Raw genomic sequence first — 23,302 nt, 5'->3', positions numbered from 1 at the left:
CTATCTCTTAAATTTTTGTCGATCTTTGTTCTAACCATCTGGACAGTGTAGGCCAAAATTCATCTGCACTTTTTTGACTAGACATTAGCCCTAAATGTCCCCCAGGAATAAGAGTAAACGTGACATCACTACTCTTTGTCAATTCGCTTAAAGGCTTAACTGCATCTGCGGTGACCATTTGATCATTTTTTCCAGCCCCAATCATCAATGAACAGTCGATATTGCGAAGTTCAATTTTATGGTTACTGAGCTGAATTGCCCCATTTTTCAGTGGATTTTGCAGCCAAACATTAAATAACATATCTTGATTGACACCACCGGGGTAATCCACCATGTGATTTAAAAAATTTCCAAGGGTAGCGTGTTCATGTAAAAGCTCTTTGTCGTCTAAATTTAGCAACAATTGCTTATGACCCTCATACCAACCCTTTGGATCTAAAATCTTAAAACCAATGGCATTGAGTAAGCCTGGGGTATGTATGAGTTTTTTCGGTAAACCACCTTTATATAACGTATCTTTCAGTTTTTGATTCTTTATAATCAAATTATTTATTTTTTGATAAAGTTTACCGATACCCCCCGATGCATAACTGTCAATTGGACTGGCCAGTATAATTAAGTTTTTAACATAGTTAGGTTGGCGTAATGCCGTGTAAAGTAATACAAAAATGCCGGCCATGCTCCAGCCATGCAATGAAATTTGCTCACTTTGAGCATGTTCTCGGATTTTATTAATGCATAGCGGCATAGCTTCATCAATAAAGTATAAAAAGTTTAAGTTGCGATCTTGATAACTGAGTTTTCCCCAGTCCAATAAATAAACATCATAGCCTTGTTCGGTAAAATATTTAATAAGTGAACGATAAGGGTAAAGGTCGTAAATTGCCATATTGATCGACAATGGCGCTGTAAAAACCAAAGGTTCCTTAAATTTTTTTTCAGCAGCTGCGTAGTAACGCACTTTGGTTTGATGATGCTCCGCGATAATTTCATAAGGGGTACTTTGAGATAAAACCAATGACTTACCATTGAAGATACGAGTGGTTAGATTCTTCAATTTGGATTTGCGCTGTTGGAACTTAGCTGATACTTGTGTCATAAGCGGTGTTTGTCTCATTTTTATGCAGATTTAAGCGAAGTGTATGTGATAATTTACGATTTTACCTTGACCTTAAATACATAGGGCGCTCAAAATGTTGGCAATATTTTACAAAGGCAGTTTTTGGACTGAGTAGTTGAAATGAGCCAGCACGACGACATTGAATACCAACTTGATACTTTAGCGATTCGTACAGGTCATACACGCAGTTTTGAAGGTGAACATAGTGAGCCAATTTTCCTCACTTCGTCATTTGTGTATGAAAATGCAGCGGAAGCAGCAGCAAAATTCTCTGGTGCTGAACCAGGTAATATTTATTCACGTTTTACCAATCCAACTGTAGCAATGTTTGAAACGCGTTTAGCTGCACTAGAAGGTGGTGAGCGCGCTGTGGCAACAAGTTCGGGTATGGCTGCAATCATGGCCGTTGCAATGTCGTTCTTAAAAGCAGGCGATCATGTGATTTGTTCACGTGCTGTTTTTGGTTCTACAGTTTCATTATTTGAAAAATATGTCGCTAAATTTAATGTCGCAGTGACTTTTGTTGATTTAACTGATTTAAGAGCTTGGCAAGACGCGGTACGTCCTGAAACTCGATTACTGTTTGTTGAGTCACCATCAAATCCCTTGGCTGAAGTCGCAGATATTCAAGCATTATCAGATTTAGCACATGCAAATGATGCTTTATTGGCGATTGATAACAGTTTTTGCACACCAATTTTGCAGCGTCCATTACAATTTGGTGCAGATTTAGTGATTTACTCTGCCACCAAATATCTAGATGGACAAGGTCGTGCACTGGGTGGTGCTGTGGTCGGTAATCACAAATTACTTGAAGAAGTATTTGGTTATGTTCGTACCACTGGCCCATCTATGAGTCCATTCAATGCATGGGTCTTTTTGAAAGGTTTAGAAACCTTAAGACTGCGTATGAAAGCGCATTCTGAAAGTGCACAAAAAATTGCCGAGTGGTTGGTTGCTCATCCAAAAGTGGAAAAGGTTTATTTTGCTGGCTTAACAGATCATGTTGGGCATGAGTTAGCAGCCAAACAACAAACTGGTTTTGGTGGAATCGTTTCTTTTGAAGTGAAAGGTGAACGAGAAGGTGCTTGGAAAGTTATTGACCATACACAATTTATCTCGATTACAGGTAATTTAGGTGATGCTAAGTCAACAATTACCCATCCAGCAACAACGACTCATGGTAAGCTTTCTCCTGAAGCAAAAGCAGCAGCGGGTATTCGTGAAGGTTTAATCCGTTTGTCTGTTGGCTTAGAAGATGTCGATGATATTATCCGTGACCTTTCTCATGGATTAGATTTAATTTAAGATAAGCAAAATTTGCAAAAGAGTTTCTTTCATTTTCTTCTAGGCTTTTAAAAAACTAGCCATGAAAGTGCAAGACAGAGATTTAATTTAGGACTTTTGTTCGGAGTATTTTATGAACATTAATATGCTTATGCAGCAAGCGCAACGTATGCAGAAAGATATGGAAAGCAACGTTAAAAAGGCAAAAGAACAACTTGCCCAAACTGAAGTGAATGCTGAAGCTGGTGGCGGTTTGGTAAAAGTAACAATGACTTGCCGTAATGTTGTTAAGCGTATCGAAATCAGTCCAGATTTGTTACAAGACGATCCAGATATGATTGAAGACTTGATTGCAGCAGCAATGAATGACGCGGCTCGCCAAGCTGAAGTCATTACAGAAGCGAAGATGAAAGAAGCCAATTCAGGTATGGGTTTACCACCAGGTCTTTCAGGTTTGTTCTAAGGAATCATAGGTGTTTAGCGACCGTTTTGATCAACTCGTACAAGCTTTACGAATCTTACCCAGTGTTGGGCCGAAATCGGCTCAACGTATGGCACTCCATCTGATCATGAAAAATAAAGAAGGTGCTATTGGTTTGGCGCATGCGCTAAACGAAGCAACTTCCTATATTCATGAGTGTAGTGTTTGTCATTCTTTAACTGAAAATGAAGTCTGTGATATTTGTTGCTCAAATGATCGGGATGATCAGCTGCTTTGTGTGGTTGAGTCTCCTGCAGATGTAATGGCAATAGAACAGTCTGGTAGCTTTAGAGGCAAATATCATGTATTGGGTGGACATTTGTCGCCTTTAGATGGTATTGGTCCTGAAGAAATAGGTATTCCATATCTAGTGCAGCGTTTAACCGATGGTAAAATTACGGAAGTAATTTTAGCCACCAATGCAACTGTAGAAGGGCAAGCGACTGCGCATTATCTTGTAGAAGCGACAAAACATTTGACTTTGCAAATGACGCGGATCGCACAAGGTGTGCCACAAGGTGGTGAATTGGAATATGTGGATAGTCATACGTTGAGTCAGGCTGTTCATAATCGCATGAGAATGAAATAGCGATCTTAGACTTGCTACCATTTAGAGTTTGTTGAGCTTGGACGTTTTGCGTAAATGCGATAACGATTAAAAGATCAACAAACTCTGTCACATTTAAAAATTATTTACATTCAATCTAAATTTTTTAGGTAAACTCAAACTAAAGCAATGATTAGCCATGTTATTTATTACTTTAAAATATACTTTTATTAAGTTGTAAAACCTATATATAAAATAAATATTCACAAGAAACTTTATTGAAAAATAAGGTGTTTACGGAGAATTAGTTTAAAAATATTATATTTAAATTTTATATATTAAGGTAAAATCATATTTCATTTGAATGTAACATTTTGACTTAAACTGACATGTTTCAATTTATTAATCAACAGACCGATCTCGAACATGTGTTGGATTTGATGCAACATACCTCGACTTATGGTCTAGACACTGAATTTATTAAAGTCGACACACTTTGGCCAAAACTCGGTGTATTCCAAATTAATGTCAATGGTCAAGTATTTTTGCTCGACGGCACAACCTTAAATTTAGATCGCTTTTGGTTTCAACTTTTTCAAGCACAGCAAAATATTTTTCATGCTTGTGGAGAAGATATTGATCTCATTTATCATTATGCAGATCAGAAAAATCTGAAGAATGTCTTCGATACCCAAGTGGGGTTGTCTTTTTTAGGACATGGTCTACAAGTCAGTTATCAAAATGCATTGAAATTGGTGTTAGAGATTGATATTGATAAAGATCAAACACGTTCAGATTGGCTGGCTCGACCATTAACAGATGAACAAATGAATTATGCAGCCAATGATGTTTTATACATTATGCGTCTGGCTGAAAAAGTAAAAGCTGAATTGGTCGAGAAAAGCTTATACTCACATGTGCTTGAAGATTGTCAAAATTTAACCTTTGAAATTGCTTCAGAAACACCAAAAGAAAAATTATATTGTGATATTGGTAATTATCGTCATTCCAGAAAACAATTGATGCAATTGCAACAATTAAGTGTTTGGCGTGAAGAAATGGTCAAAGCACTCAATCAACCACGGAGCTTTATTCTAAAAAATGCCACGATGATTGATTTGGTTGAAGTCAATCCTAAAAATAATTTTCAATTGTCCTCTGTGAAGGGAATACGTCCAAATATTGTGCGAGAGCATGGAAAAACAATTTTAGATTTATTGAAATTCCTACCTGAAACCGATGAATGGCCACTGCGTATTGCGCGCCCAATCAAGCATTCTTCTCAGGGAATCACGCTTGAAGTAGATGAGTTAATTTCTCAGGTTTCATTTGAAATGCAAGTACCTAAAGAAGTACTTATGCGTAAAAAATGGTTAAATGCCTTGTATCATCATGTGGTATTTCATGGCAATGAACAGGATTTACCTGGTTATTTGTTGGGGTGGCGCTATGAATTGCTTACCCAGCCACTTATCCATCTGTTACAAGAAGATATTAAGTTTTTAAGTATGCAGATGAAGGTCAATGAATAGCTGCTGTTGTTTAGATGAATAATCACCAATAGCCAAGAAAGCTTACAGCGTTATTGTTGATCAAAGATTTAGCAATTGGACATAAATAACGACTGATGCGTTAACTTTCGATAATGTATCCGTCGTTTTTTTCATGTATGCTGTCAACTAAGTTTTACTGAAGCTGTTGTTTAAAATGCATTGTGATATTTATAAATCGAGCAAAAAAGATGAAATGTATCTTTATGTGGCTCGCCCAAATCATCCAAATACAGACGAAAGTGCAGATCCCTTAGCGGCTCTTTCTGAGCCACTACGTGTTGCCTTTGGTCGTGCAACGCATGTAATGCATCTTGAACTGAGCGAAGCTCGACCTTTGGCACGTGTAAATGTGTTACATGTAATCGATTCACTCAATACAAAAGGCTTCTTTATTCAAATGCCGCCAGAAGGTTTAATTAACCCAAATGCGGTTGAACCAGAGGGATTACGTGGTGCTTGATCAGTTATCAGGAATATGGGCAAATTTTTTAGATCTATTTGATGCTATCCCAGAAGATAATATCGCAATAACCGTCTATATTCTTGGGACGCTGTTGATTTTATGGTGCTGGTATTCGATTTCAAAACGATTGCCATCGCCACTTGGCGGTATTACATGGATCATTGTATTTGCCGTTCTTGCAACCCCGACCATTTCTGAAGGACCAAACTCAGCGATTGCGCCAGCAATATTTGGACTGTTATTTGGTATTCTTACCAAGGATTCACCATTGATTTGGTCAAATCTTGCCTTAATTACATTTGTCATGGGTATTGGTTTAGTCATTGGATTTTTTTGGTCTAAATACAAAACCACGAAAAATACCCAAGCAAGCGCTGTAGCAAAAAATATTTCACCACTTTAAATAAAAAATAAAGGTAAGTTATGTCTGTCGATTCTCAACAATTCACAGGTACTGAACAGTATATCGCAACGGATAGTTTAAAACTGGCTGTAAAAGCAGCTCGAGCATTGCAAAAGCCATTATTGGTGAAAGGCGAACCTGGTACAGGTAAAACCTTATTGGCTGAACAAGTTGCTGAGAGTCTAGGTCTTAAATTAATTACTTGGCACATTAAATCTACAACCAAAGCACAGCAAGGTTTGTATGAATATGATGCAGTTTCTCGTTTACGTGATAGCCAGTTGGGCGATGACCGTGTTTACGATATTAAAAACTACATCAAACCAGGTAAGTTGTGGGATGCATTTACCAGCGAAGAACGCTGTGTATTGTTGATTGATGAAATAGACAAAGCAGATATTGAATTTCCAAATGACTTGCTACATGAATTAGACAAAATGTCATTTTTTGTCTATGAAACAGGCGAAACTATTACTGCAACCCAACGTCCGATCGTAATCATTACTTCAAATAATGAAAAAGAACTGCCAGACGCATTTTTACGTCGTTGTTTTTTCCATTATATTGAATTTCCTGATGAAGCAACGATGCGTGAAATTATCGCAGTTCATTTTCCGAATATCTCTGGAACATTGGTTTCAGAAGCATTACAAGTCTTCTTTAAATTACGTCAAGTGCCTGGCTTAAAAAAACCACCTTCAACATCTGAATTGATTGACTGGTTAAGCTTGTTAATGGCAGATGATATGCCAGAAGACATTTTGCGTAATCATGATAAATCAAAAGCGATTCCACCTTTATATGGTGCATTGATTAAAAATGAGCAAGATGTACAGTTGCTTGAACGCTTAGCCTTTATGTCACGTCGTTAATGAGGAGATCGCAACATGTTTGTGCGATTATTTTATACCCTCAGAAAATATGGTGTTCCAGTTTCAACACGAGAACTCATTGATCTCAACCAAGCAATTAGTGAAGGCTTGGTTTTTGCCGATCAAGATGATTTTTATCAATTAGTAAAGACAGTCATGGTCAAAGATGAACGCTTCTTTGACAAATTTGACCGTGCCATGAAAGATTATTTTGAAGGTATCCATACTTTTGATATCGATGATCTGCTCAGCAAAGTTCAAAAACTTCCCAAAGACTGGTTTGATTTAGAGTTACTTGAAAAACATCTCACACCTGAGCAGCGTGCTGAATTGCTGAAAGCAGGTTCGCTTGAAGAACTGATGAAGATGTTGGAAGAACGCTTGCGTGAACAACATAAAAAACATCAAGGTGGCAACCGTATGGTTGGCACAGGTGGAACTTCACCTTTTGGTGCTTTTGGTGACCATCCTGAAGGCGTGAGAATTGGTGGCCCGAGCCGTAAAAATTCAGCAGTAAAAGTTTGGGAACAGCGTAAATATCAAAATTTAGATGATGAACAAATTTTAGGTACTCGACAAATGCAAATGGCTTTACGTCGATTACGTAAGTTTGCTCGTCAAGGCGCTGCAGAAGAATTAGACATTAACAGCACCATTTATGAAACTGCCAAACAGGGCATTTTAGATGTACAAATGGTGCCTGAACGGCGTAACCGAATTAAAGTTTTGATGTTGTTTGATGTGGGGGGATCGATGGATTCACACATTGCACAATGTGAAAAATTGTTTAGTGCGGCAAAAACTGAATTTAAAACCTTAGAATATTTTTATTTCCATAACTGTCTATATGACTATGTGTGGAAAGATAATCATCGTCGTTCTTCTACCCGAATGAATACATGGGATTTATTCAATACCTATGGTAAAGACTATCGTGTAATTGTGGTGGGTGATGCAAGTATGGCACCTTATGAGCTGAAATCGGTCGGTGGTTCTGTTGAATATATGAATGATGAAGCAGGAGACGTATGGTTACGCCGCTTGCGCAATCATTTTGAAAAAACAGCATGGTTAAATCCAGAAGAGCAAGGTTATTGGCATTACACGCAAACCATCGCATTAATTAAACAATTATTCGACGATCATATGTTTCCAATGACCCTTAAAGGTATTGAGGATATGACGAAATATTTGTCACGATAAATTATTCTCAAGCAAAGTTGTTATTCATAAATTCAACGGCTGATTTATTAAATAGGGAAAGAAATGGATCATCAAATAAATGGTATTGCATTACCAAATGAACAAGGCTTTTTTGGTGAATATGGTGGTCAATTTATTCCACCTCATTTAAAAGAAGCAATGGATGAAATCAATGTTGCATATGAAGAAATCCGTAAAACGCCTGAATTTCAAAATGAATTGGCTGATTTATTTGCCAACTATGTAGGTCGTCCTAGTCCTTTATTTCATGCAAGACGTCTTTCTGATCAATTGGGTGGCGCACAAATCTATTTAAAGCGTGAAGACTTAAATCATACAGGCGCACACAAAATTAACCATTGTTTAGGCGAAGCTTTGCTTGCCAAATATATGGGAAAAACCAAAGTAATCGCAGAAACAGGTGCTGGTCAACATGGTGTTGCACTTGCAACCGCATGTGCTTTGGTCGGCATTCCATGTGAAATTCATATGGGGCAGGTGGATATTGAGAAAGAGCATCCCAATGTCGTGAAAATGAAAATTTTGGGTGCAAAATTGGTTTCAGTCACTCAAGGTACTGCAACACTGAAAGATGCTGTAGATAGCGCATTTGAAGAGTATTTAAAAGACCCTAAAAACTTTATTTATGCGATTGGTTCTGTGGTTGGACCACATCCTTTCCCAAAAATGGTACGTGATTTCCAATCTATTATCGGCAATGAAATTAAAGTTCAAACCCAAGATCGCTTTGGCGCACAACCAGATTATGTGGTTGCGTGTGTAGGCGGTGGCTCAAATGCAATTGGCGCATTCACGGCATTTTTAAATGATGCAGAGGTTAAACTGGTTGGTGTGGAACCTGCAGGTCATGGTCTGGATACTCAACAGCATTCAGCAACATTGACTTTAGGTAAACCAAGTCAGATTCATGGTATGGCTTGTTATGTACTAGAAGATGAACAGGGCGCACCATTGCCTGTGCACTCGATTGCATCTGGTTTGGATTATCCGGGTGTAGGCCCTCAACATAGCTTCTTAAAAGATTTAGGCCGTGTGGAATATTCAACAGCAACTGATCAAGAGTGTTTAGATGCGTTTATGACCCTTTCGCGAGTAGAAGGGATTGTTCCTGCATTAGAAAGTTCTCATGCTGTGGCGTGGGCAATTCGTGAAGCGCCTAAATTAGCGAAAGAAATCAAAATTGTTGTAAACCTTTCAGGGCGTGGTGATAAAGATGCCGACTATGTTGCTGAGAAGCTAAACCTAAACTGATGATTAAAAATTGATTGATCTAAAAACCTAGCTTTGGCTAGGTTTTTTATTTGTCTTGTCATAAGTTGTTAGGCTTAAACTAAGATAAAATACATCAGCGTAGACAACAATAGCTTAATTTATATATATTATAAAAATATACCAATTGGTATAATTTAAAAAAATCTTTTAATCATCATAGATTAATTTTTATTTTATAAAACGTTGAGATGTTACATTGGAAATCAAAAACCGAAAATATATAAATTATAATTTGTGGCAGCAAGAGCAAATCGCTAACGTAATGCCTATTTCCAAATTAACTGAAAAAGTACCTTTAAAAGAAAGTTTGGGTAGAAAATCTGCAGTGGATATTTATGCTACTTGTTCATACCCTAGTGTAGCTCTATCAAAAATTAGTGGTATGAAGTTAAACATTAAAGATGACATTACTACACTTAAACAATATAAAGATATTAAAACTATATATTTTCTTCAAAGTTTAATGAATGGTGAAAACCCTTATTTAATCAAAGAAAAAAATGATTATATTTCAAGTATTGCTCCATATATAAAAATAGGCAGTATAGCGAATACGGTGATATCCTTAGAGCAACATTCACCTTGGTTTAGAGCATCTTATCTCAGTTCTGAAAAAGGTGATATGTTGATAGATATTAAAAAAGGAACTGGTGTTGTCGATATTGGAGCTGATTATCATGAAAAAGATTTAGTTTTAAAAAAAGATCATATTATTACAAATGCAAAAAAAGCCTTATTGAGGCAGGCAGGTGTAAATGAAATTGAAGTTTATAAAAAGATTCGGTTTGCTGTATTTTGTGTTGATTATGAACTTGAAAATTTGAATAAAAATTTTGAATTAGAATATATTCAGGATTGCATGCAAAATTGGGGTTTTGATTTTGAAGTAATTAAAGTTAAACCATTCAAAAATGTCCCTCCCAATAGTGAAACTACGGATGAAAGCGTTGCTAATAATTTCGAAACCTATTCAAGAAATATCAAGCAAGTAACACAAAACTATGACTATATTGTTGCATGTGGGCTAGCAAATAATAATTATTTCAATCAAGTAGGCTTATTAAGATCCCTTAATGAATTAAGAAAGCTATATTCGCAAGGTGCATATAATCAGAAGGTACAACTGATAGGGAATCATTTCACATTATTTTCAGGGTCTTTACGAAGCCCTGTATATCGAGAAGATATAAAACTCTATAATGATCAAGGGCATTTGGTAGTTCAAAGAACGATGACTTATGAAGATAAAGCTGTAATGAGTTATATACCAGGTTATATTCTTGACATCATTGTAAATATGCATTTATTGGTGAAACCAACTATATTACAACGAATGTATCGAAAACCTACTCTACCTGAATGGAAAATAGGAGTATTAAGCCACGATTATAGTTTTGATATCGTTGAAGAGTATAAATACAAATTTTTATGGGCTTATGTATCACATACAACTTATGATGAAAGGCTTAGAATTGTAACCAAAGAAATTCCAGAACTTAAAATTATCAAAGTAGAAAATGAACGTCCCGATATGCTGAGTTTCTTTAGTGAATGTAATTGTTTTATCCCCGTGATAAATGAAGACATGCAACTCAAAGCAGGTGATTATTTCTATTATCTTGAAATATAAAACACGAATAATAAGATTTTAGGCACGAGTTGATCGATTTTTCTAGATTTTTAATAACCAAAAGCAACATTAAAAAGTTCAGCAGTACATATTGTTGAACTTTATTTAAAATAAATTTGACGTGAACGTAAGGTGGCCAATGAATATAAAAAATAGTGATTATGTCGGAAAAATTTTTAGCAAATTGGTAATGATAAGTAAAATAAAACCAAATCCTACTTTAACTGAAACAGTTTTACTTGAAGATTGTTTAGATAGGAGATTATCTGAAAATGTATGTGCGAATCAAAATTATCCATCGGTAGCATTATCCGCAATTTGTGGAAAAATGTTAAATATTCATCAAGATATTACCACAATTGAACAATTTAAAAAGATTGATTCGGTCTATTTCTATGGCGCATTACGTAACGGTAAAGATCCGTACAAGATAAAAATAAAAAATGAATATGAAACAGGTATTCCTCAATACATCAGGATGGGAACAATTGGGAATACAGTCATAACAACCGAACAGTTTCAGCCATGGTTTGATGCAGCTTTTCTAAGCGTTCAAAAAGATAATGCGTTGACTGAGATAAACAAAGGTAGTGGAGTGATTAAAGTAGGTGATGATTATAAAGAACAAGATATCATTTTAAAAAAAGACGATGTCATTACCAATACAAAAAAGGCTTTGCTGAGACAAGCTGGCATTGAATATGTACAGGTTTATAAAAATACACGATTTGCAATATTGTGTGTAGATTACGAGCTTGATCATTTCAATAAAAATTTTGAATTGGAATACATTAAAGATTCTATGAAAAGTTGGGGGTATCGTTTTGAAGTGATAAAAATTAAGCCATCAAGATATGAGTCAAATAATCGTTCAATAGAAGATTTTGAAATCACAACTGATATTGAAACATATATTCAGAATATTAAAAAAGTTACAGAAGACTTTGATTATATCGTTGCATGCGGTCTGGCTGTAGATCAGCATCTTGTCCAATTGGGGCTATTTAGATCCATTAATGAGTTAAACGTATTAACTGAACAAGGTTTAGTTCATCAAAAAAGTTATTTGATTGGAAATTCTTTTAAGATGATGGTCGGCGGTTTAAGAAGTCCAATAAAAAAAGAAACGATTAAATATCTCAATGAAAAAGGAATTCCATTTTGCACGAGAACTAAAACTTATGAGGATCGGGCTATCGTAAGTTATATACCTGGCTATATTCTTGATATTATTATCAATATGCATATTTTTATAAAACCAACGATTCTCAGCCATCTATATAATAAACCGGTTCAACCTGAATGGAAAATTGGCGTTTTAAATCATGATTTTGACTATCAAGGAATTGCTGACAGTCAGCATAGATTTTTTTGGGGGTATGCGAGTGATGTGCATTATGGTAAAGATGGGGAAATGAGTACGACGAAGATTGCAGAAATTAAAATTATTAAAGTAGAAAATGAACGCCCCGATATGCTGAGTTTCTTTAGTGAGTGTAATTCTTTTATCCCCATGATAAATAAAGACATGCAACTTAAAGCTGGTGATTATTTCTATTATCTAGAAATTTAAAAAAGGTTTTACATGCAAGCTGAGCTGCCAACTTTCTATACACAATAAAAAACCCTCCACATGGAGGGTTATATTTTTATAATTTCACTTAACCTGAAATATATTGTCTTAACTGTTCAATCAATTTTCTTTGATCTTCCATCGTAGCTTTGACTAAATCGCCAATAGAAACAAACCCAACCAGCTTTTCACCTTCAATCACAGGCAAATGACGTAGGTGTCCGTCAGTCATTAAATTTAAACATTCTTCAACCGTATGGCCACGTGTCACAGAAATCACTCTAGACGTCATAATTTCAGCGACCGTTGTATGGTCAGAGGTACGCTGCATAAGGGCAATTTTACGCGTATAGTCGCGTTCTGAGAGGATTCCGACGACCTTTGTATCTTCAGTGACAACCACAGCACCAATACCTTTGTTTGCCATAAGTGTAATGGCTTCTAATACTGTGGCAGAGGGTGAAATCGTATAAATTTCACGACCAATCTTATCTTGGATTACTTGTGCTACTGTCGTCATAATTATTCTTCCTTTTCTAGGGTGCTTACCAATCTGCACACCTTTAACTTAACTGTATTTTTTAACTTTGCAAATACTTTGCAGTCATAAAAATATAAAGTTTATTTTTTACAACAATTTTAAACCACTAAAAATATATCTTCGCCTTTAAGCCGGTTGAAATTGAACATGACTATGGAAAAAGAAATGTTCCATTTGAGAGGTTGAGAGTTTAAATTTTCGAGATGAGGAATTAAACAATGCAGGCATGATATTGAGCCGTGTCAACGTAGGTAACAGCGATTCTCTAAAATCTTTAGGTGTTATTCTGCGAGGGGTGTAGTGAGGCCAATGAATCTTTGCATACTGATGGGCTTGAACAGCGTTTAGCCAAAAAGGAAAATAAACTTCATTTGAACCAGACTTCATTGCCCAGCCATCATGGTAAAGTCCCCAAAGTACACCACAATACATGAGTGATTTTAAAATAGAAATTTTAATAAACAATTCATTCGAAATGGGCTGAAGATGAATATACTTTTTCATAATTAACAATCTTATTTAGTACATTGCCTATTGTAGTTGAAATTCTTATAAGAACTGTTAGTGCTTTATGCTCAATCGTAAGCATTTATTAAAACAATAAAAAATGTATTGAAAGCGTAATGATTTATTAAAAAATAAAAAGATAGGGGTTAAAAAACGCCACCTAAGTGACGTTTTATTATGCTTGCATGGTTGCCATTTTTTGCCAATATTGGGCTTTTAGAGAATCACGTTCAACGCGGAAACCTTGGTAGTAAAGTTCTGCAAGAAACATTGCTGCTTTACCATGACCAGCTTTCGCCGCATCTTCTAATGCTTTTACCGCTTCTACAAAGTTCATTTCACACTGGATTGTATTTACAGCATCTGCATAAACATGTTCTAAGTCTTGGTGAGAGATTTGATGAATCATATATAACTCCTTATTGTAATTATGATCTTTTAACATAGCTCCCCAACGGAGCTTATACTTAACTAATCTAACTTAACTTTATTAAACTAATATTACAATTAGCCTTGTTTGTCAAGCGATTTGAAATCTATGCTTGACGAAGATAAGATTACATGATTAAACATTAATCAGAAATAATATTTATTAAAATCAATATGAGAATTAAGACAAAGGGAGAGCAAAATGACAAACACTATAGATGGCTTTATTTTTGATGTACCCGCTGCTGAGACTCAGATCGTTGAATTAGCTCAGTATCACCGTAAACAACTGGATGAGGCAATTTATCATCAAGAAATCCATCTTGGGGATTATTGTTTAGCCCAGCGTAAACGCGTGTACGATTATACCCGAAACTTAAATCCAGTGCAAAAAGCAGGCTTTTATCGAATCTATGATGGTGAATTAAGGCGCCTTGCTGATGATGATGATTTGCATCCTGCGCATGCAGAGGGTGGATTGAGTATCTTTGCTGTTAGTATTGCATTGGCAATTATTGCGATCATTTTGTATTTTGCATTTTTGAGAGCAATTATTTAATCATGCAATTTATGCGTTAAGCGCTATTGTTCTCTAAACATTCATAAAGCTCTCGTCTTTTATAGGAGGAGAGCTTTCATTTTGTCGATAAATTATTTTTGCTGTTGCAGAGTTTGTCTGTTACGGTTTGCATGGCATATTTCCTCAAGATATCACTGATGATTGAAGATGGCTGTATACTTGAGAATACAGATAAAATGTAGTTTAGAAAGCGTTATATTTTTATGATCAGAGTGATAAACTATCCATAATTAGAGGTAGTTCATGCGTAAATTCAAAGATTATTTTCAAAAATTGTATAGTTCTTTTCCTGTGGAAAATATCTTGAATTCCCTTGTGGTGATCATCAGTGCAAGTACGGTCTTTCTCGCAATATTGGCTTTAACACGGCCAATTAATCCAGATCAATACAAATATGTGGTGCAATATTCACAACAAGCAGCCAATCCTAAGACGCAAAAGATTGCCCATCAATTGCGCAGCCAAGATCGTATTTATGTGGTTGAATATTTACGCCTACTACGTGCCTATCATTTTGAAAACCAACAGGTAAAACGATATCCTGCGGTGGATAGTAAAGATCCACAATAACTGACAATACTCATTTGGCTGGTTCCGCTTGCGGGCGAATTGTTTTTTGAATGATCAATGTCGGGACATCCGGCATGGCTTGTGTATTCACTTGCTTGTTTTGATTTGTACTGGATTGATCTGGGTTGGCTAAATCAGCACTTAACATGTCTTTTAATTCATTCTGATCCAGTGTTGGTGCAACAACAACCAAGGTGAGACGATCCGCACGAAGATGTTTTTGAATGGCTTTTTGAACTTGTTTGGTGGTGACTTGGCTCAATTGCTTTTGATATTGGGTCAAATAATCCGCAGGAAGTTGATAAAAACCAATCGATGCGATTTGTGCATTGATATTGGCATTGGAACTAAAGGTCATTGGGAAAGAACGTAACATGCCTTCTTTGGTTTCTTCGAGCTGTTTTCTTTGGATTGGATTTTTTACAAAATCACGTAAGGCTTGATGTGCAACTTTGATACTGTCCATCAATTGGTTTTGTTCAGTGGAATAACTCAAACTGAAAAAACCCTGAGCCAATGTGGAGGTCAAATTACTATACGCTCCATAGGTATAACCCCGTTTAACCCGAAGTTCTTTCATTAAAATGGAATTAAATCCGCTTCCGCCAAACATTTGATTGGCAACTTCTAATGCAACACGATCAGGGTCGCTGCGCTGAATAGCCAAGTGTCCCATCATCACATTTGCTTGTGTTGAGTTAAATGGAATGTAATGGATATTAAAATCACTTTGATCTTGTGGTTCAGGAAGTGCTTGTGCAGCTTCACCTTGGGTTAGATTTTGACTGATTAAATTGGCCAGTTGGGTTGCATCGGCTGAAGTTAAATTACCAGTAATCGCAATATTCATGTTTTGGGCAACAAGCAGTTTTTGTCGATAAGCCCTAAGTAGTTCTGGGGTAATTTTTTTAAGACTCCCATTAGTCCCCACAGTGGGTTCTGCATAAGGATGTTGTCCATATAAAGCACGATAAAAGCGAATATTCATAATCCGACTTGGATTTTCCTGGATTTGCTTTTGCCCAACCTTGGTATTATTTAGCACAAGATTTAAACCCGATGGATTAAATTGTGCATGATTAAGCACATGTAACATGGTATTGATGGCAGGGTTTAATTTTTCAGGATCTGACAAGACCCGGAGTCGGACGACAAACATATCACGGTACGCGGTAACGCTAAATTGAGCGCCTAATCCTTCAAATGTAGACGCGATTTCTTTTGCTGTATATTGATCTGTGCCTTCAGTGATCAGCTTGGCTGCCATATTTGCCATACCATACAAACCTTTTCCTAGCGCTTCATCTTGTGACGAACCTGCATTAAAGGTGAGTTGAATATCCACAATAGGCAGGTCGGCGGCTGAAACAAAAAGTGTTCTGACTTTTTGGTTGTTGGAGAGATCTTGAACAAAGGGCGCTTGGTATTGTTGATGTTTATCTAAGTTTTTTAAGCTTTGTAAGGTTGAATTTGCCTTAAGTGCTGAATCATCTATAACAGCATCGGTTTCATCATGATTGTCTAATTCAACCTCTGCATGGTTAAAGGGCGAGTAGAGTAGGCTGATGAACACAAACAAGGGTATTTTTATCGAATAGGTCGAGAATGGATTAAAATTCATGAGAGATCCTTTTTTATTCTTTTGTACTTTCAGGCATTAAATACAAACTACTCAGATTGGCTTTGACAAAATAAATATTGGCAATTCGTTGTAAATCTTGTGGTGTCACTTTGTCATAATGTTTGGGTAATTCATCCATTAAACGAAAACTTAGGCCGTTTACTTCCAAATTCCCAATCATATTGGCTTGTCCACCAATATCATCCTGACTATAGATTAAATTTGAAACGAAGTTGTTTTTGACTCGATCGAGTTCAGCTTGATTGACTAATTCTGTTTTAAATAAATTCATCTCTTTTTCAATCGCTTTTTGTGCCTCATCCAGAGAAACATCATCACTTGGGATCGCGGAGATCATAAATAAACTGTCGCCGCGATTATAGGGGTCATAACTGACACTGATTGCGGTCAGCACTTTTTTATCTCGAATCAGACGGTCTTGTAAGCGAGCGGAGATTCCGCCATCCAGTAAGGACTGGATAATGGTCAGGGCGTAGGCATCTTGTGGGTTTTTTGCTGTAGCAATCGATTTGACATTCCAAGCCATAAACAAGTTGGGGACTTGTACTGGCAACTGCACTTCCATGTGTCGATAACCCATTCGATCAAACTCTAAAACATCATTACGGTCAGGAAGTTCCTTTTTGGGAATTGCCGCAAAATATTTTTCAACCTGTTTAAGTGCTTGTTCTGCATTGACATCTCCCACGATGACCAAGGTCGCATTATTGGGGGTGTACCAAGTTTGATACCAATGTTTAAGATCATCCAGACGAATATTCTGTAGGTTTTTCATAAAGCCAATCACCGGTTGACGATGGTGACTGGTTGGATAGGCGATCCATTTAAAACGTTCGTAGGCTAGATTTCGTGGATTATCATCTGTCCGTTGTCGTCTTTCCTCCATAACCACTTTGATTTCAGGATCAAAGTCTTGTTGTTTGAGGACCAGATTTGTCATACGGTCTGCTTCAAGTTCCAAAGCCAATGGAAAATACTTCTTGGGGTAAAGCTGATAATAGTTGGTGTAATTTGTATATGTGGCAGCGTTGGTGCGGCCACCATAAATTCGACTCAAACGTGCAAACTCATCATCAGGAACTTTTTTGGTTCCTTTAAACATCATATGTTCAAGCACATGCGAAATACCTAGTACATTACCTGACTCATCACTACTTCCCACGCCGTACCAGATTTGGGTCATAACAATTGGTGAACGATGATCTTCACGGATAATCACTTTTAAACCATTTTTCAGTGTGGTTTCAAAGGTGGTCCTAGAAAGTTGGCTTTGAGGTGCTGCCTGAAGTTGCGTATTTACCGTGTTAAAAGATAAAAATAAAAGTGGCGCAAGGATAACTTTGGATTGTCTAAGAAGATTTAAGAATTTAGATTTCAGAATATACACAGATAACCCAAAAATTTATTTTAAATTTAGAACTATTCTTAAAAAATTAATGATTTAAAGCAAGGCTGGAATGTTGCATTTTGGTTTGCTTGTTTTATCGCTGCTTTAACGCTAAAAATGATGCAATCTATGCTAAACTCATTCTTTTTTAACGCTATGCTTTTCAAGGAATCGGCATGCAAGAACAGCAAAATAAATTCTTGATTGATGCGGATATCGGGGATGACGATGTCACATTACCTAGTTTACCAGCCGTCAATGTGCCTATTATTGAAAATAATGTAGAAACACCTAAAACGGAACCTGTTCAAACTGAGAGCCAAGACGCACAGATTGAATCGGCAGATGAAAAATCTAAAGGTGGCTTTTTTAGCCGCATGAAAGAAGGTTTGACCAAATCGCGTAAAAGCCTTGCCGATGGTATGGTCAATATCCTGATTGGTGGTAAAGAAATTGATGATGAGTTGCTCGAAGAAGTAGAAGAGCAACTTTTGGTTGCTGATATCGGGGTAGAGGCGACTAAAACCATTATTGCGAATTTGACTGAGCGTACAGAACGTGGTGATTTGATTTACTCACATTCATTGTATAAAGCGCTACAAGAAGAGCTGGTTGCTTTACTTGCACCTCGGGTAAAACCATTGCATATCGATCCTAATAAAAATCCATTTGTGATTTTGGTGGTGGGGGTAAATGGTGTGGGTAAAACCACCACGATTGGTAAATTAGCCAAACGTTTACAAGGTGAAGGTAAGAAAGTCATGCTTGCAGCAGGAGATACCTTCCGTGCAGCGGCAACTGAACAACTTCAAATCTGGGGTGAACGTAACAATATTGCTGTCGTGGCTCAAGGTCATGGTGCAGATAGTGCTTCAGTCATTTTTGATGCCTTTGAAAGTGCACGTGCCAAAGGTGTGGACGTTTTAATTGCTGATACAGCAGGGCGTTTGCATAACAAAAGTAACTTAATGTCTGAGTTGACTAAAGTAAAACGTGTGATGCAAAAAATTGATGCAACTGCGCCACATGAAGTGATGTTGGTGGTGGATGCTGGTACTGGTCAAAACGCGATTAACCAAGTTGAAATGTTTGACGAAGCTGTAGGCTTAACAGGTTTAACCATTACCAAATTAGATGGAACGGCAAAGGGTGGTGTGTTGTTTAATATTGCCAGTCGTACTCATGTACCAATTCGATATATTGGTGTGGGTGAGAAGATTGATGATTTACGTCCATTCTCTGCAAAATCATTTGTCGCTGCACTGTTTGAAACAGATAAGTAATTTAGAAAATTATTTATCTTAAATGAGACTCCGCTTTATGCGGAGTTTTTTATTTTCTAAGATTGTGATTGATGGTGGTACGTTATTGAAAGAAGACATCATAAGAATGTCATCAAGTTCTACTTTAATGTGATGTCTAGAGTCGTATGTCCAGATTTGCAATATTTTTACCACAAAACAAGCAATGAAAAGTATATAGGATATTTGCCATATTCTTATCGTTGTAAAGCTCAAAGCAATAGGCTGAGTTTAATGGTAAATTTTAATTGAATTGTTTGATTAATAAATACTTTAATTGCAATTTAAAAAGGGGACCATATAAACACGGTAGCATTTAAAAATGCCCGATTTCACATATTGTTCTAAATATAGAACACATTGTTATGTATATAAGCATGACGAAACTAAGAATGATGCAATACACTCAAACCATGTTAAATAACACGACCCATTTGGTCATAGAAGGATTAACACCATGTCATTTTTAAATCAAATCAAACAACGCCGTACAATTTATGCAATTGGTAGAGATTTAAGCTTAGACCAAGCGAAAATTGAAGAAATCATCAAAGATGCAATCAAGCATAGCCCATCTTCATTTAACTCACAGTCTTCTCGTGCTGTGATTTTATTTGGTGATTCACATGTTAAATTCTGGACAATCGTTTTAGAAACTTTACGTAAAATCGTTCCAGCTGAAGCATTTGAAGGAACTTCGGGTAAAATTAACAGCTTTATCGCTGGTGCTGGTTCAGTGTTGTTTTATGAAGATTTAAGTGTGATTAAAGCTTTACAAGAACAATTCCCATTATATGCAGACAATTTCCCAGTATGGTCTGAGCATTCAACAGGTATTGCACAATTTGCAACTTGGACTGCATTGGCTGAAGCGGGTATTGGTGCATCTTTACAACATTATAATCCAATCGTAGATGAAGAAGTGGCGGCAACATTTGATGTACCTGCTGACTGGAAACTTCGCGCACAATTAGTATTTGGTTCAATCGAAGCACCAGCGGGCGAAAAAACATTTATTGATGATGCAACACGTTTTAAAACTTTTAACTAAGTGAAACATTTTGTTTTAAGCTGAGGTCTATTGCTTATTTAGCTTAGACCTTGCTATTCCAGAAACCTGTTTAGAATGTAAATTTTAAACAGGTTTTTTATGTGCAGTGCGTTATCCCTGCTTGTCGCCAGACAATAGGTAGAAGCCTATGGATTAAATAATGTAAAAAAGCATAAGTGGTTTAAAAAAAATTATGCGATTCCATCTTGTTGCTAAAGATTCAAATCATCTAAATTGAAACAATAAGATCAGGTTTGAACAAACAGAAAAAAATATAAGTGAATCGAACAATTCTTTACACAGAATTATAGATTGGTTTTATCGACATTTAGCGCTATTCATGGCTTAATCTTTGCTCAAGGAATAAAAGTGTATAAAAAAATGGGGAAATTAGGGTTGATTCAGCACTTTGGTCTAATTTAGACATTTTAAAAAATTTATACACTGTTAAAAAGCGATTTAAGTTGATGATTTAGTTGATGGTGTTGCTGTATTTTTGATCGTTATTTTTTAAGTTAATATAGCTATTTTTTTTAATTAAAATGATCACTATTTAGCAATGTGATAATACTATTCAGCATGGTTTAAATCGGTATACTAGAAACTCTTGTTATAAAAAGTAGCAATATCAGGAAAGACAATGACTGCACGTATTCAAAAAGGCAAGTTAGCGATTGCTAAAGAACTTTACGATTTCATCGAAAATGAAGCACTACCAGGTTCTGGTTTAGATAGTGAAACATACTGGAAAAACTTTGAGCAAGTTGTTGTCGATCTTAGCCCTAAGAATAAGGCGCTTTTAGCGAAGCGTGACGAGATTCAGGCTAAAATTGATGAATGGCACCGCAACAATAAATTTGAACTCCAAGCTTATAAAGCTTTCCTTAAAGAAATTGGCTACTTATTACCAGAAGTAGAAGATTTTCAAATCAGTACAGAAAATGTTGATGAAGAAATCGCATTATTGGCTGGTTCGCAATTGGTGGTACCTGTGCGTAATGCACGTTATTGCTTAAATGCGGCAAATGCACGTTGGGGTTCTTTATACGATGCGCTTTACGGTTTTGACGTGATCTCTGAAGAAGGTGGCGCGGAAAAAGGTAAAGGCTATAACCCAGTTCGTGGCGATAAAGTTATCGCATTTGCTAAGAATTTCTTAAATGAAACATTCCCATTGGCAAATGGTTCACATGCAGATGCAACAAAATATGCTGTTGAAGGCAAAAAACTTGTTGTAACCCTTAAAGACGGTTCAACCTCGACTTTGGCGAAAGAATCACAATTTGTCGGTTTTAATGGCGACGAATCTGCACCCGTTGAAATTGTACTTTTAAATAACGGCTTACATGTTGTTATTGAAATTGATGCAAATAGCCCAGTGGGTAAAACTGATGCGGCTGGTGTTAAAGATCTTGTTTTAGAAGCTGCTGTTACCACGATTCAAGATTTGGAAGATTCGATTGCTGCTGTAGATGCTGAAGAGAAAGTAGAAGGCTACCGTAACTGGTTAGGTCTAATGAAAGGTACGCTTGAAGAATCAATTGAGAAGAACGGTAAAACCGTGACGCGTACATTGAATAAAGATCGTACACATAAGAACTTGATCGGTGGTGAAACAACACTTCATGGTCGTTCATTGATGCTTCTTCGTAACGTTGGTCATTTAATGACGAACCCTGCGATCCTTGTAGATGATGCTGAAATCTACGAAGGTATTATGGATGCTTTAATTACACCATTATTGACTTTCGCAGACATCAAAGGTCAAAACGAAAACAAAAACTCTCGTAAAGGGTCAATGTATATCGTTAAACCAAAAATGCATGGTCCAGAAGAAGTTGCATTTGCTGTTGAATTGTTTGAACGTTCTGAACAAGCACTTGGCTTACCAGCGAAAACTTTGAAAATCGGGATTATGGATGAAGAACGCCGTACATCTGTAAACTTGAAAAACTGTATTGCACAAGCGAAAGACCGTACTATTTTCATCAATACTGGTTTCATGGACCGTACAGGTGATGAAATTCATACCTTTATGGAAGCAGGTCCTTTCGTTCGTAAAGGCGAAGTGAAAAGCCAAATTTGGTTCCCAGCTTATGAAAACCGTAATGTTATGGTCGGTCTACAAGCAGGTTTACGTGGCAAAGCGCAGATTGGTAAAGGCATGTGGCCTAAACCTGACATGCTTTTAGACATGTATAAAACCAAAATTGAACATCCTGAAGCAGGTGCGAGCTGTGCATGGGTTCCTTCACCATCAGGTGCTGTGATTCACGCGATTCATTATCATCAATGTAATGTTTCAGCACGCCAACAAGAGTTATTGAAAACTGAAGCACTTCCGTTAGATGACTTGTTGACACCGCCTTTAGCGACAGATACAAACTGGACTGAAGAAGAGAAGACCAAAGAACTTGAAAATAACCTTCAAGGTATCTTGGGTTATGTTGTTCGTTGGGTTGATTTAGGTGTGGGTTGTTCTAAAGTGCCAGACATTAACAATGTCGGTTTAATGGAAGACCGTGCAACGTTACGTATTTCTTCTCAACACGTTGCGAACTGGTTACGTCATGGTATTGTGACTAAAGCGCAAGTTGAAGAAGTTATGCAGCGTATGGCGAAGATTGTTGATGAACAAAATGCCAACGATCATGAATATAGCAACATGGCGCCTGGTTTTGACGGTTATGCATATAAAGCTGCTTATGATTTAGTATTCAAAGGTGGTGAACAGCCATCTGGTTATACTGAGCCATTATTGCATGCGTATCGTTTAAAGTTAAAAGGCTATACAGGCGATTAATTTTATCGTCTAATTTATCCTATTAGATTATTAATAAAGCCTCTTCGGAGGCTTTATTATTTTTAT

Annotated in this window: 22 protein-coding genes; 16 read left to right on the top strand and 6 right to left on the bottom strand. The window is 36.7% G+C overall.

The window, feature by feature from the left end:
- Window positions 1-7 precede the first annotated feature (7 nt).
- A complete protein-coding gene (locus ASC84_RS03705) occupies window positions 8-1,099 on the bottom strand; it encodes an alpha/beta fold hydrolase (RefSeq protein ID WP_056511927.1) in 1,092 nt (363 codons plus the stop codon).
- 141 nt (window positions 1,100-1,240) lie between these two features.
- Between ASC84_RS03705 and ASC84_RS03700 the strand changes: the two genes are divergently transcribed.
- The 11 genes from ASC84_RS03700 to ASC84_RS03650 all read left to right on the top strand — a co-directional run bounded on the left by ASC84_RS03700 (window position 1,241) and on the right by ASC84_RS03650 (window position 12,425).
- Window positions 1,241-2,428, top strand: coding sequence for an O-succinylhomoserine sulfhydrylase (locus ASC84_RS03700; protein WP_056511825.1), 1,188 nt, complete (start codon window positions 1,241-1,243; stop codon window positions 2,426-2,428).
- 112 nt (window positions 2,429-2,540) lie between these two features.
- Complete coding sequence (locus tag ASC84_RS03695; protein ID WP_004719585.1) at window positions 2,541-2,870, top strand: YbaB/EbfC family nucleoid-associated protein; 330 nt, start codon at window positions 2,541-2,543, stop codon at window positions 2,868-2,870.
- 10 nt (window positions 2,871-2,880) lie between these two features.
- Window positions 2,881-3,477 carry a recombination mediator RecR gene (gene recR / locus ASC84_RS03690; RefSeq protein WP_056511821.1) on the top strand — a complete coding sequence of 199 codons (597 nt, stop codon included), beginning with the start codon at window positions 2,881-2,883 and terminating at the stop codon, window positions 3,475-3,477.
- Window positions 3,478-3,824: 347 nt separating this feature from the next.
- Window positions 3,825-4,967 carry an HRDC domain-containing protein gene (locus ASC84_RS03685; protein ID WP_056511819.1) on the top strand — a complete coding sequence of 381 codons (1,143 nt, stop codon included), beginning with the start codon at window positions 3,825-3,827 and terminating at the stop codon, window positions 4,965-4,967.
- 175 nt (window positions 4,968-5,142) lie between these two features.
- The gene (locus tag ASC84_RS03680) at window positions 5,143-5,448 is read left to right on the top strand and encodes a YcgL domain-containing protein (RefSeq protein WP_004822235.1); all 306 of its coding nucleotides are present in this window, start codon (window positions 5,143-5,145) and stop codon (window positions 5,446-5,448) included.
- A complete protein-coding gene (locus tag ASC84_RS03675) occupies window positions 5,414-5,854 on the top strand; it encodes a hypothetical protein (RefSeq protein ID WP_042141307.1) in 441 nt (146 codons plus the stop codon). The genes ASC84_RS03680 and ASC84_RS03675 overlap by 35 nt, the downstream gene beginning before the upstream one ends.
- 20 nt (window positions 5,855-5,874) lie before the next feature.
- Window positions 5,875-6,726, top strand: coding sequence for a MoxR family ATPase (locus ASC84_RS03670; RefSeq protein WP_004719598.1), 852 nt, complete (start codon window positions 5,875-5,877; stop codon window positions 6,724-6,726).
- Between the two features lie 15 nt (window positions 6,727-6,741).
- Complete coding sequence (locus ASC84_RS03665; RefSeq protein WP_004822231.1) at window positions 6,742-7,929, top strand: VWA domain-containing protein; 1,188 nt, start codon at window positions 6,742-6,744, stop codon at window positions 7,927-7,929.
- A 63-nt stretch (window positions 7,930-7,992) separates the two neighbouring features.
- Entirely contained in the window at window positions 7,993-9,201 is a 1,209-nt protein-coding gene (gene trpB, locus ASC84_RS03660; RefSeq protein ID WP_034617271.1) for a tryptophan synthase subunit beta, read from the top strand.
- A 217-nt stretch (window positions 9,202-9,418) separates the two neighbouring features.
- Complete coding sequence (locus ASC84_RS03655) at window positions 9,419-10,852, top strand: MoeA protein (RefSeq protein ID WP_056511816.1); 1,434 nt, start codon at window positions 9,419-9,421, stop codon at window positions 10,850-10,852.
- Window positions 10,853-10,991: 139 nt separating this feature from the next.
- Window positions 10,992-12,425 (top strand): hypothetical protein, encoded by a 1,434-nt coding sequence (locus ASC84_RS03650; RefSeq protein WP_056511813.1) that lies wholly within the window; start codon window positions 10,992-10,994, stop codon window positions 12,423-12,425.
- An 88-nt stretch (window positions 12,426-12,513) separates the two neighbouring features.
- Here the strand turns inward: ASC84_RS03650 and ASC84_RS03645 are convergent, their stop codons facing one another.
- The 3 genes from ASC84_RS03645 to ASC84_RS03635 form a co-directional block, all read right to left on the bottom strand.
- Window positions 12,514-12,945 carry a CBS domain-containing protein gene (locus ASC84_RS03645; protein ID WP_056511810.1) on the bottom strand — a complete coding sequence of 144 codons (432 nt, stop codon included), beginning with the start codon at window positions 12,943-12,945 and terminating at the stop codon, window positions 12,514-12,516.
- A gap of 147 nt (window positions 12,946-13,092) precedes the next feature.
- Entirely contained in the window at window positions 13,093-13,470 is a 378-nt protein-coding gene (locus tag ASC84_RS03640; RefSeq protein WP_004719606.1) for a DUF2750 domain-containing protein, read from the bottom strand.
- Window positions 13,471-13,648: 178 nt separating this feature from the next.
- Window positions 13,649-13,882, bottom strand: a complete 234-nt coding sequence (locus tag ASC84_RS03635) for a hypothetical protein (protein ID WP_004719607.1) — start codon at window positions 13,880-13,882, stop codon at window positions 13,649-13,651.
- A 222-nt stretch (window positions 13,883-14,104) separates the two neighbouring features.
- Between ASC84_RS03635 and ASC84_RS03630 the strand changes: the two genes are divergently transcribed.
- The gene (locus tag ASC84_RS03630) at window positions 14,105-14,461 is read left to right on the top strand and encodes a hypothetical protein (protein WP_056511809.1); all 357 of its coding nucleotides are present in this window, start codon (window positions 14,105-14,107) and stop codon (window positions 14,459-14,461) included.
- A 264-nt stretch (window positions 14,462-14,725) separates the two neighbouring features.
- Window positions 14,726-15,052 carry a hypothetical protein gene (locus ASC84_RS03625; protein WP_056511806.1) on the top strand — a complete coding sequence of 109 codons (327 nt, stop codon included), beginning with the start codon at window positions 14,726-14,728 and terminating at the stop codon, window positions 15,050-15,052.
- A gap of 10 nt (window positions 15,053-15,062) precedes the next feature.
- Here the strand turns inward: ASC84_RS03625 and ASC84_RS03620 are convergent, their stop codons facing one another.
- Window positions 15,063-16,673 carry a pitrilysin family protein gene (locus tag ASC84_RS03620; protein ID WP_056511803.1) on the bottom strand — a complete coding sequence of 537 codons (1,611 nt, stop codon included), beginning with the start codon at window positions 16,671-16,673 and terminating at the stop codon, window positions 15,063-15,065.
- 13 nt (window positions 16,674-16,686) lie between these two features.
- A complete protein-coding gene (locus tag ASC84_RS03615) occupies window positions 16,687-18,081 on the bottom strand; it encodes a pitrilysin family protein (RefSeq protein WP_056511802.1) in 1,395 nt (464 codons plus the stop codon).
- Between the two features lie 176 nt (window positions 18,082-18,257).
- Here ASC84_RS03615 and ftsY point away from each other — a divergent pair, with 176 nt between their 5' ends.
- The 3 genes from ftsY to ASC84_RS03600 all read left to right on the top strand — a co-directional run bounded on the left by ftsY (window position 18,258) and on the right by ASC84_RS03600 (window position 23,236).
- Complete coding sequence (gene ftsY, locus ASC84_RS03610) at window positions 18,258-19,364, top strand: signal recognition particle-docking protein FtsY (protein WP_004719613.1); 1,107 nt, start codon at window positions 18,258-18,260, stop codon at window positions 19,362-19,364.
- A 475-nt stretch (window positions 19,365-19,839) separates the two neighbouring features.
- Window positions 19,840-20,433, top strand: a complete 594-nt coding sequence (locus ASC84_RS03605; protein ID WP_004719619.1) for a nitroreductase family protein — start codon at window positions 19,840-19,842, stop codon at window positions 20,431-20,433.
- Window positions 20,434-21,073: 640 nt separating this feature from the next.
- A complete protein-coding gene (locus ASC84_RS03600) occupies window positions 21,074-23,236 on the top strand; it encodes a malate synthase G (protein WP_056511799.1) in 2,163 nt (720 codons plus the stop codon).
- Window positions 23,237-23,302 lie beyond the last annotated feature (66 nt).

The organism is Acinetobacter sp. Root1280 (assembly GCF_001425285.1).
GTDB lineage: Bacteria > Pseudomonadota > Gammaproteobacteria > Pseudomonadales > Moraxellaceae > Acinetobacter > Acinetobacter guillouiae.
Note: the sequence above shows the minus strand (reverse complement) of the source record. Positions and strands in the feature narration are given on the sequence as shown.

Bases quoted from the DNA above. Each gene is read 5' to 3' on its own strand.
- ASC84_RS03705 (WP_056511927.1), bottom strand. From the start codon at position 1,099: ATGACACAAGTATCAGCTAAGTTCCAACAGCGCAAATCCAAATTGAAG.
- ASC84_RS03700 (WP_056511825.1), top strand. From the start codon at position 1,241: ATGAGCCAGCACGACGACATTGAATACCAACTTGATACTTTAGCGATT.
- ASC84_RS03695 (WP_004719585.1), top strand. From the start codon at position 2,541: ATGAACATTAATATGCTTATGCAGCAAGCGCAACGTATGCAGAAAGAT.
- ASC84_RS03685 (WP_056511819.1), top strand. From the start codon at position 3,825: ATGTTTCAATTTATTAATCAACAGACCGATCTCGAACATGTGTTGGAT.
- ASC84_RS03680 (WP_004822235.1), top strand. From the start codon at position 5,143: ATGCATTGTGATATTTATAAATCGAGCAAAAAAGATGAAATGTATCTT.
- ASC84_RS03675 (WP_042141307.1), top strand. From the start codon at position 5,414: ATGCGGTTGAACCAGAGGGATTACGTGGTGCTTGATCAGTTATCAGGA.
- ASC84_RS03670 (WP_004719598.1), top strand. From the start codon at position 5,875: ATGTCTGTCGATTCTCAACAATTCACAGGTACTGAACAGTATATCGCA.
- ASC84_RS03665 (WP_004822231.1), top strand. From the start codon at position 6,742: ATGTTTGTGCGATTATTTTATACCCTCAGAAAATATGGTGTTCCAGTT.
- trpB (WP_034617271.1), top strand. From the start codon at position 7,993: ATGGATCATCAAATAAATGGTATTGCATTACCAAATGAACAAGGCTTT.
- ASC84_RS03650 (WP_056511813.1), top strand. From the start codon at position 10,992: ATGAATATAAAAAATAGTGATTATGTCGGAAAAATTTTTAGCAAATTG.
- ASC84_RS03645 (WP_056511810.1), bottom strand. From the start codon at position 12,945: ATGACGACAGTAGCACAAGTAATCCAAGATAAGATTGGTCGTGAAATT.
- ASC84_RS03640 (WP_004719606.1), bottom strand. From the start codon at position 13,470: ATGAAAAAGTATATTCATCTTCAGCCCATTTCGAATGAATTGTTTATT.
- ASC84_RS03635 (WP_004719607.1), bottom strand. From the start codon at position 13,882: ATGATTCATCAAATCTCTCACCAAGACTTAGAACATGTTTATGCAGAT.
- ASC84_RS03630 (WP_056511809.1), top strand. From the start codon at position 14,105: ATGACAAACACTATAGATGGCTTTATTTTTGATGTACCCGCTGCTGAG.
- ASC84_RS03625 (WP_056511806.1), top strand. From the start codon at position 14,726: ATGCGTAAATTCAAAGATTATTTTCAAAAATTGTATAGTTCTTTTCCT.
- ASC84_RS03620 (WP_056511803.1), bottom strand. From the start codon at position 16,673: ATGAATTTTAATCCATTCTCGACCTATTCGATAAAAATACCCTTGTTT.
- ftsY (WP_004719613.1), top strand. From the start codon at position 18,258: ATGCAAGAACAGCAAAATAAATTCTTGATTGATGCGGATATCGGGGAT.
- ASC84_RS03605 (WP_004719619.1), top strand. From the start codon at position 19,840: ATGTCATTTTTAAATCAAATCAAACAACGCCGTACAATTTATGCAATT.
- ASC84_RS03600 (WP_056511799.1), top strand. From the start codon at position 21,074: ATGACTGCACGTATTCAAAAAGGCAAGTTAGCGATTGCTAAAGAACTT.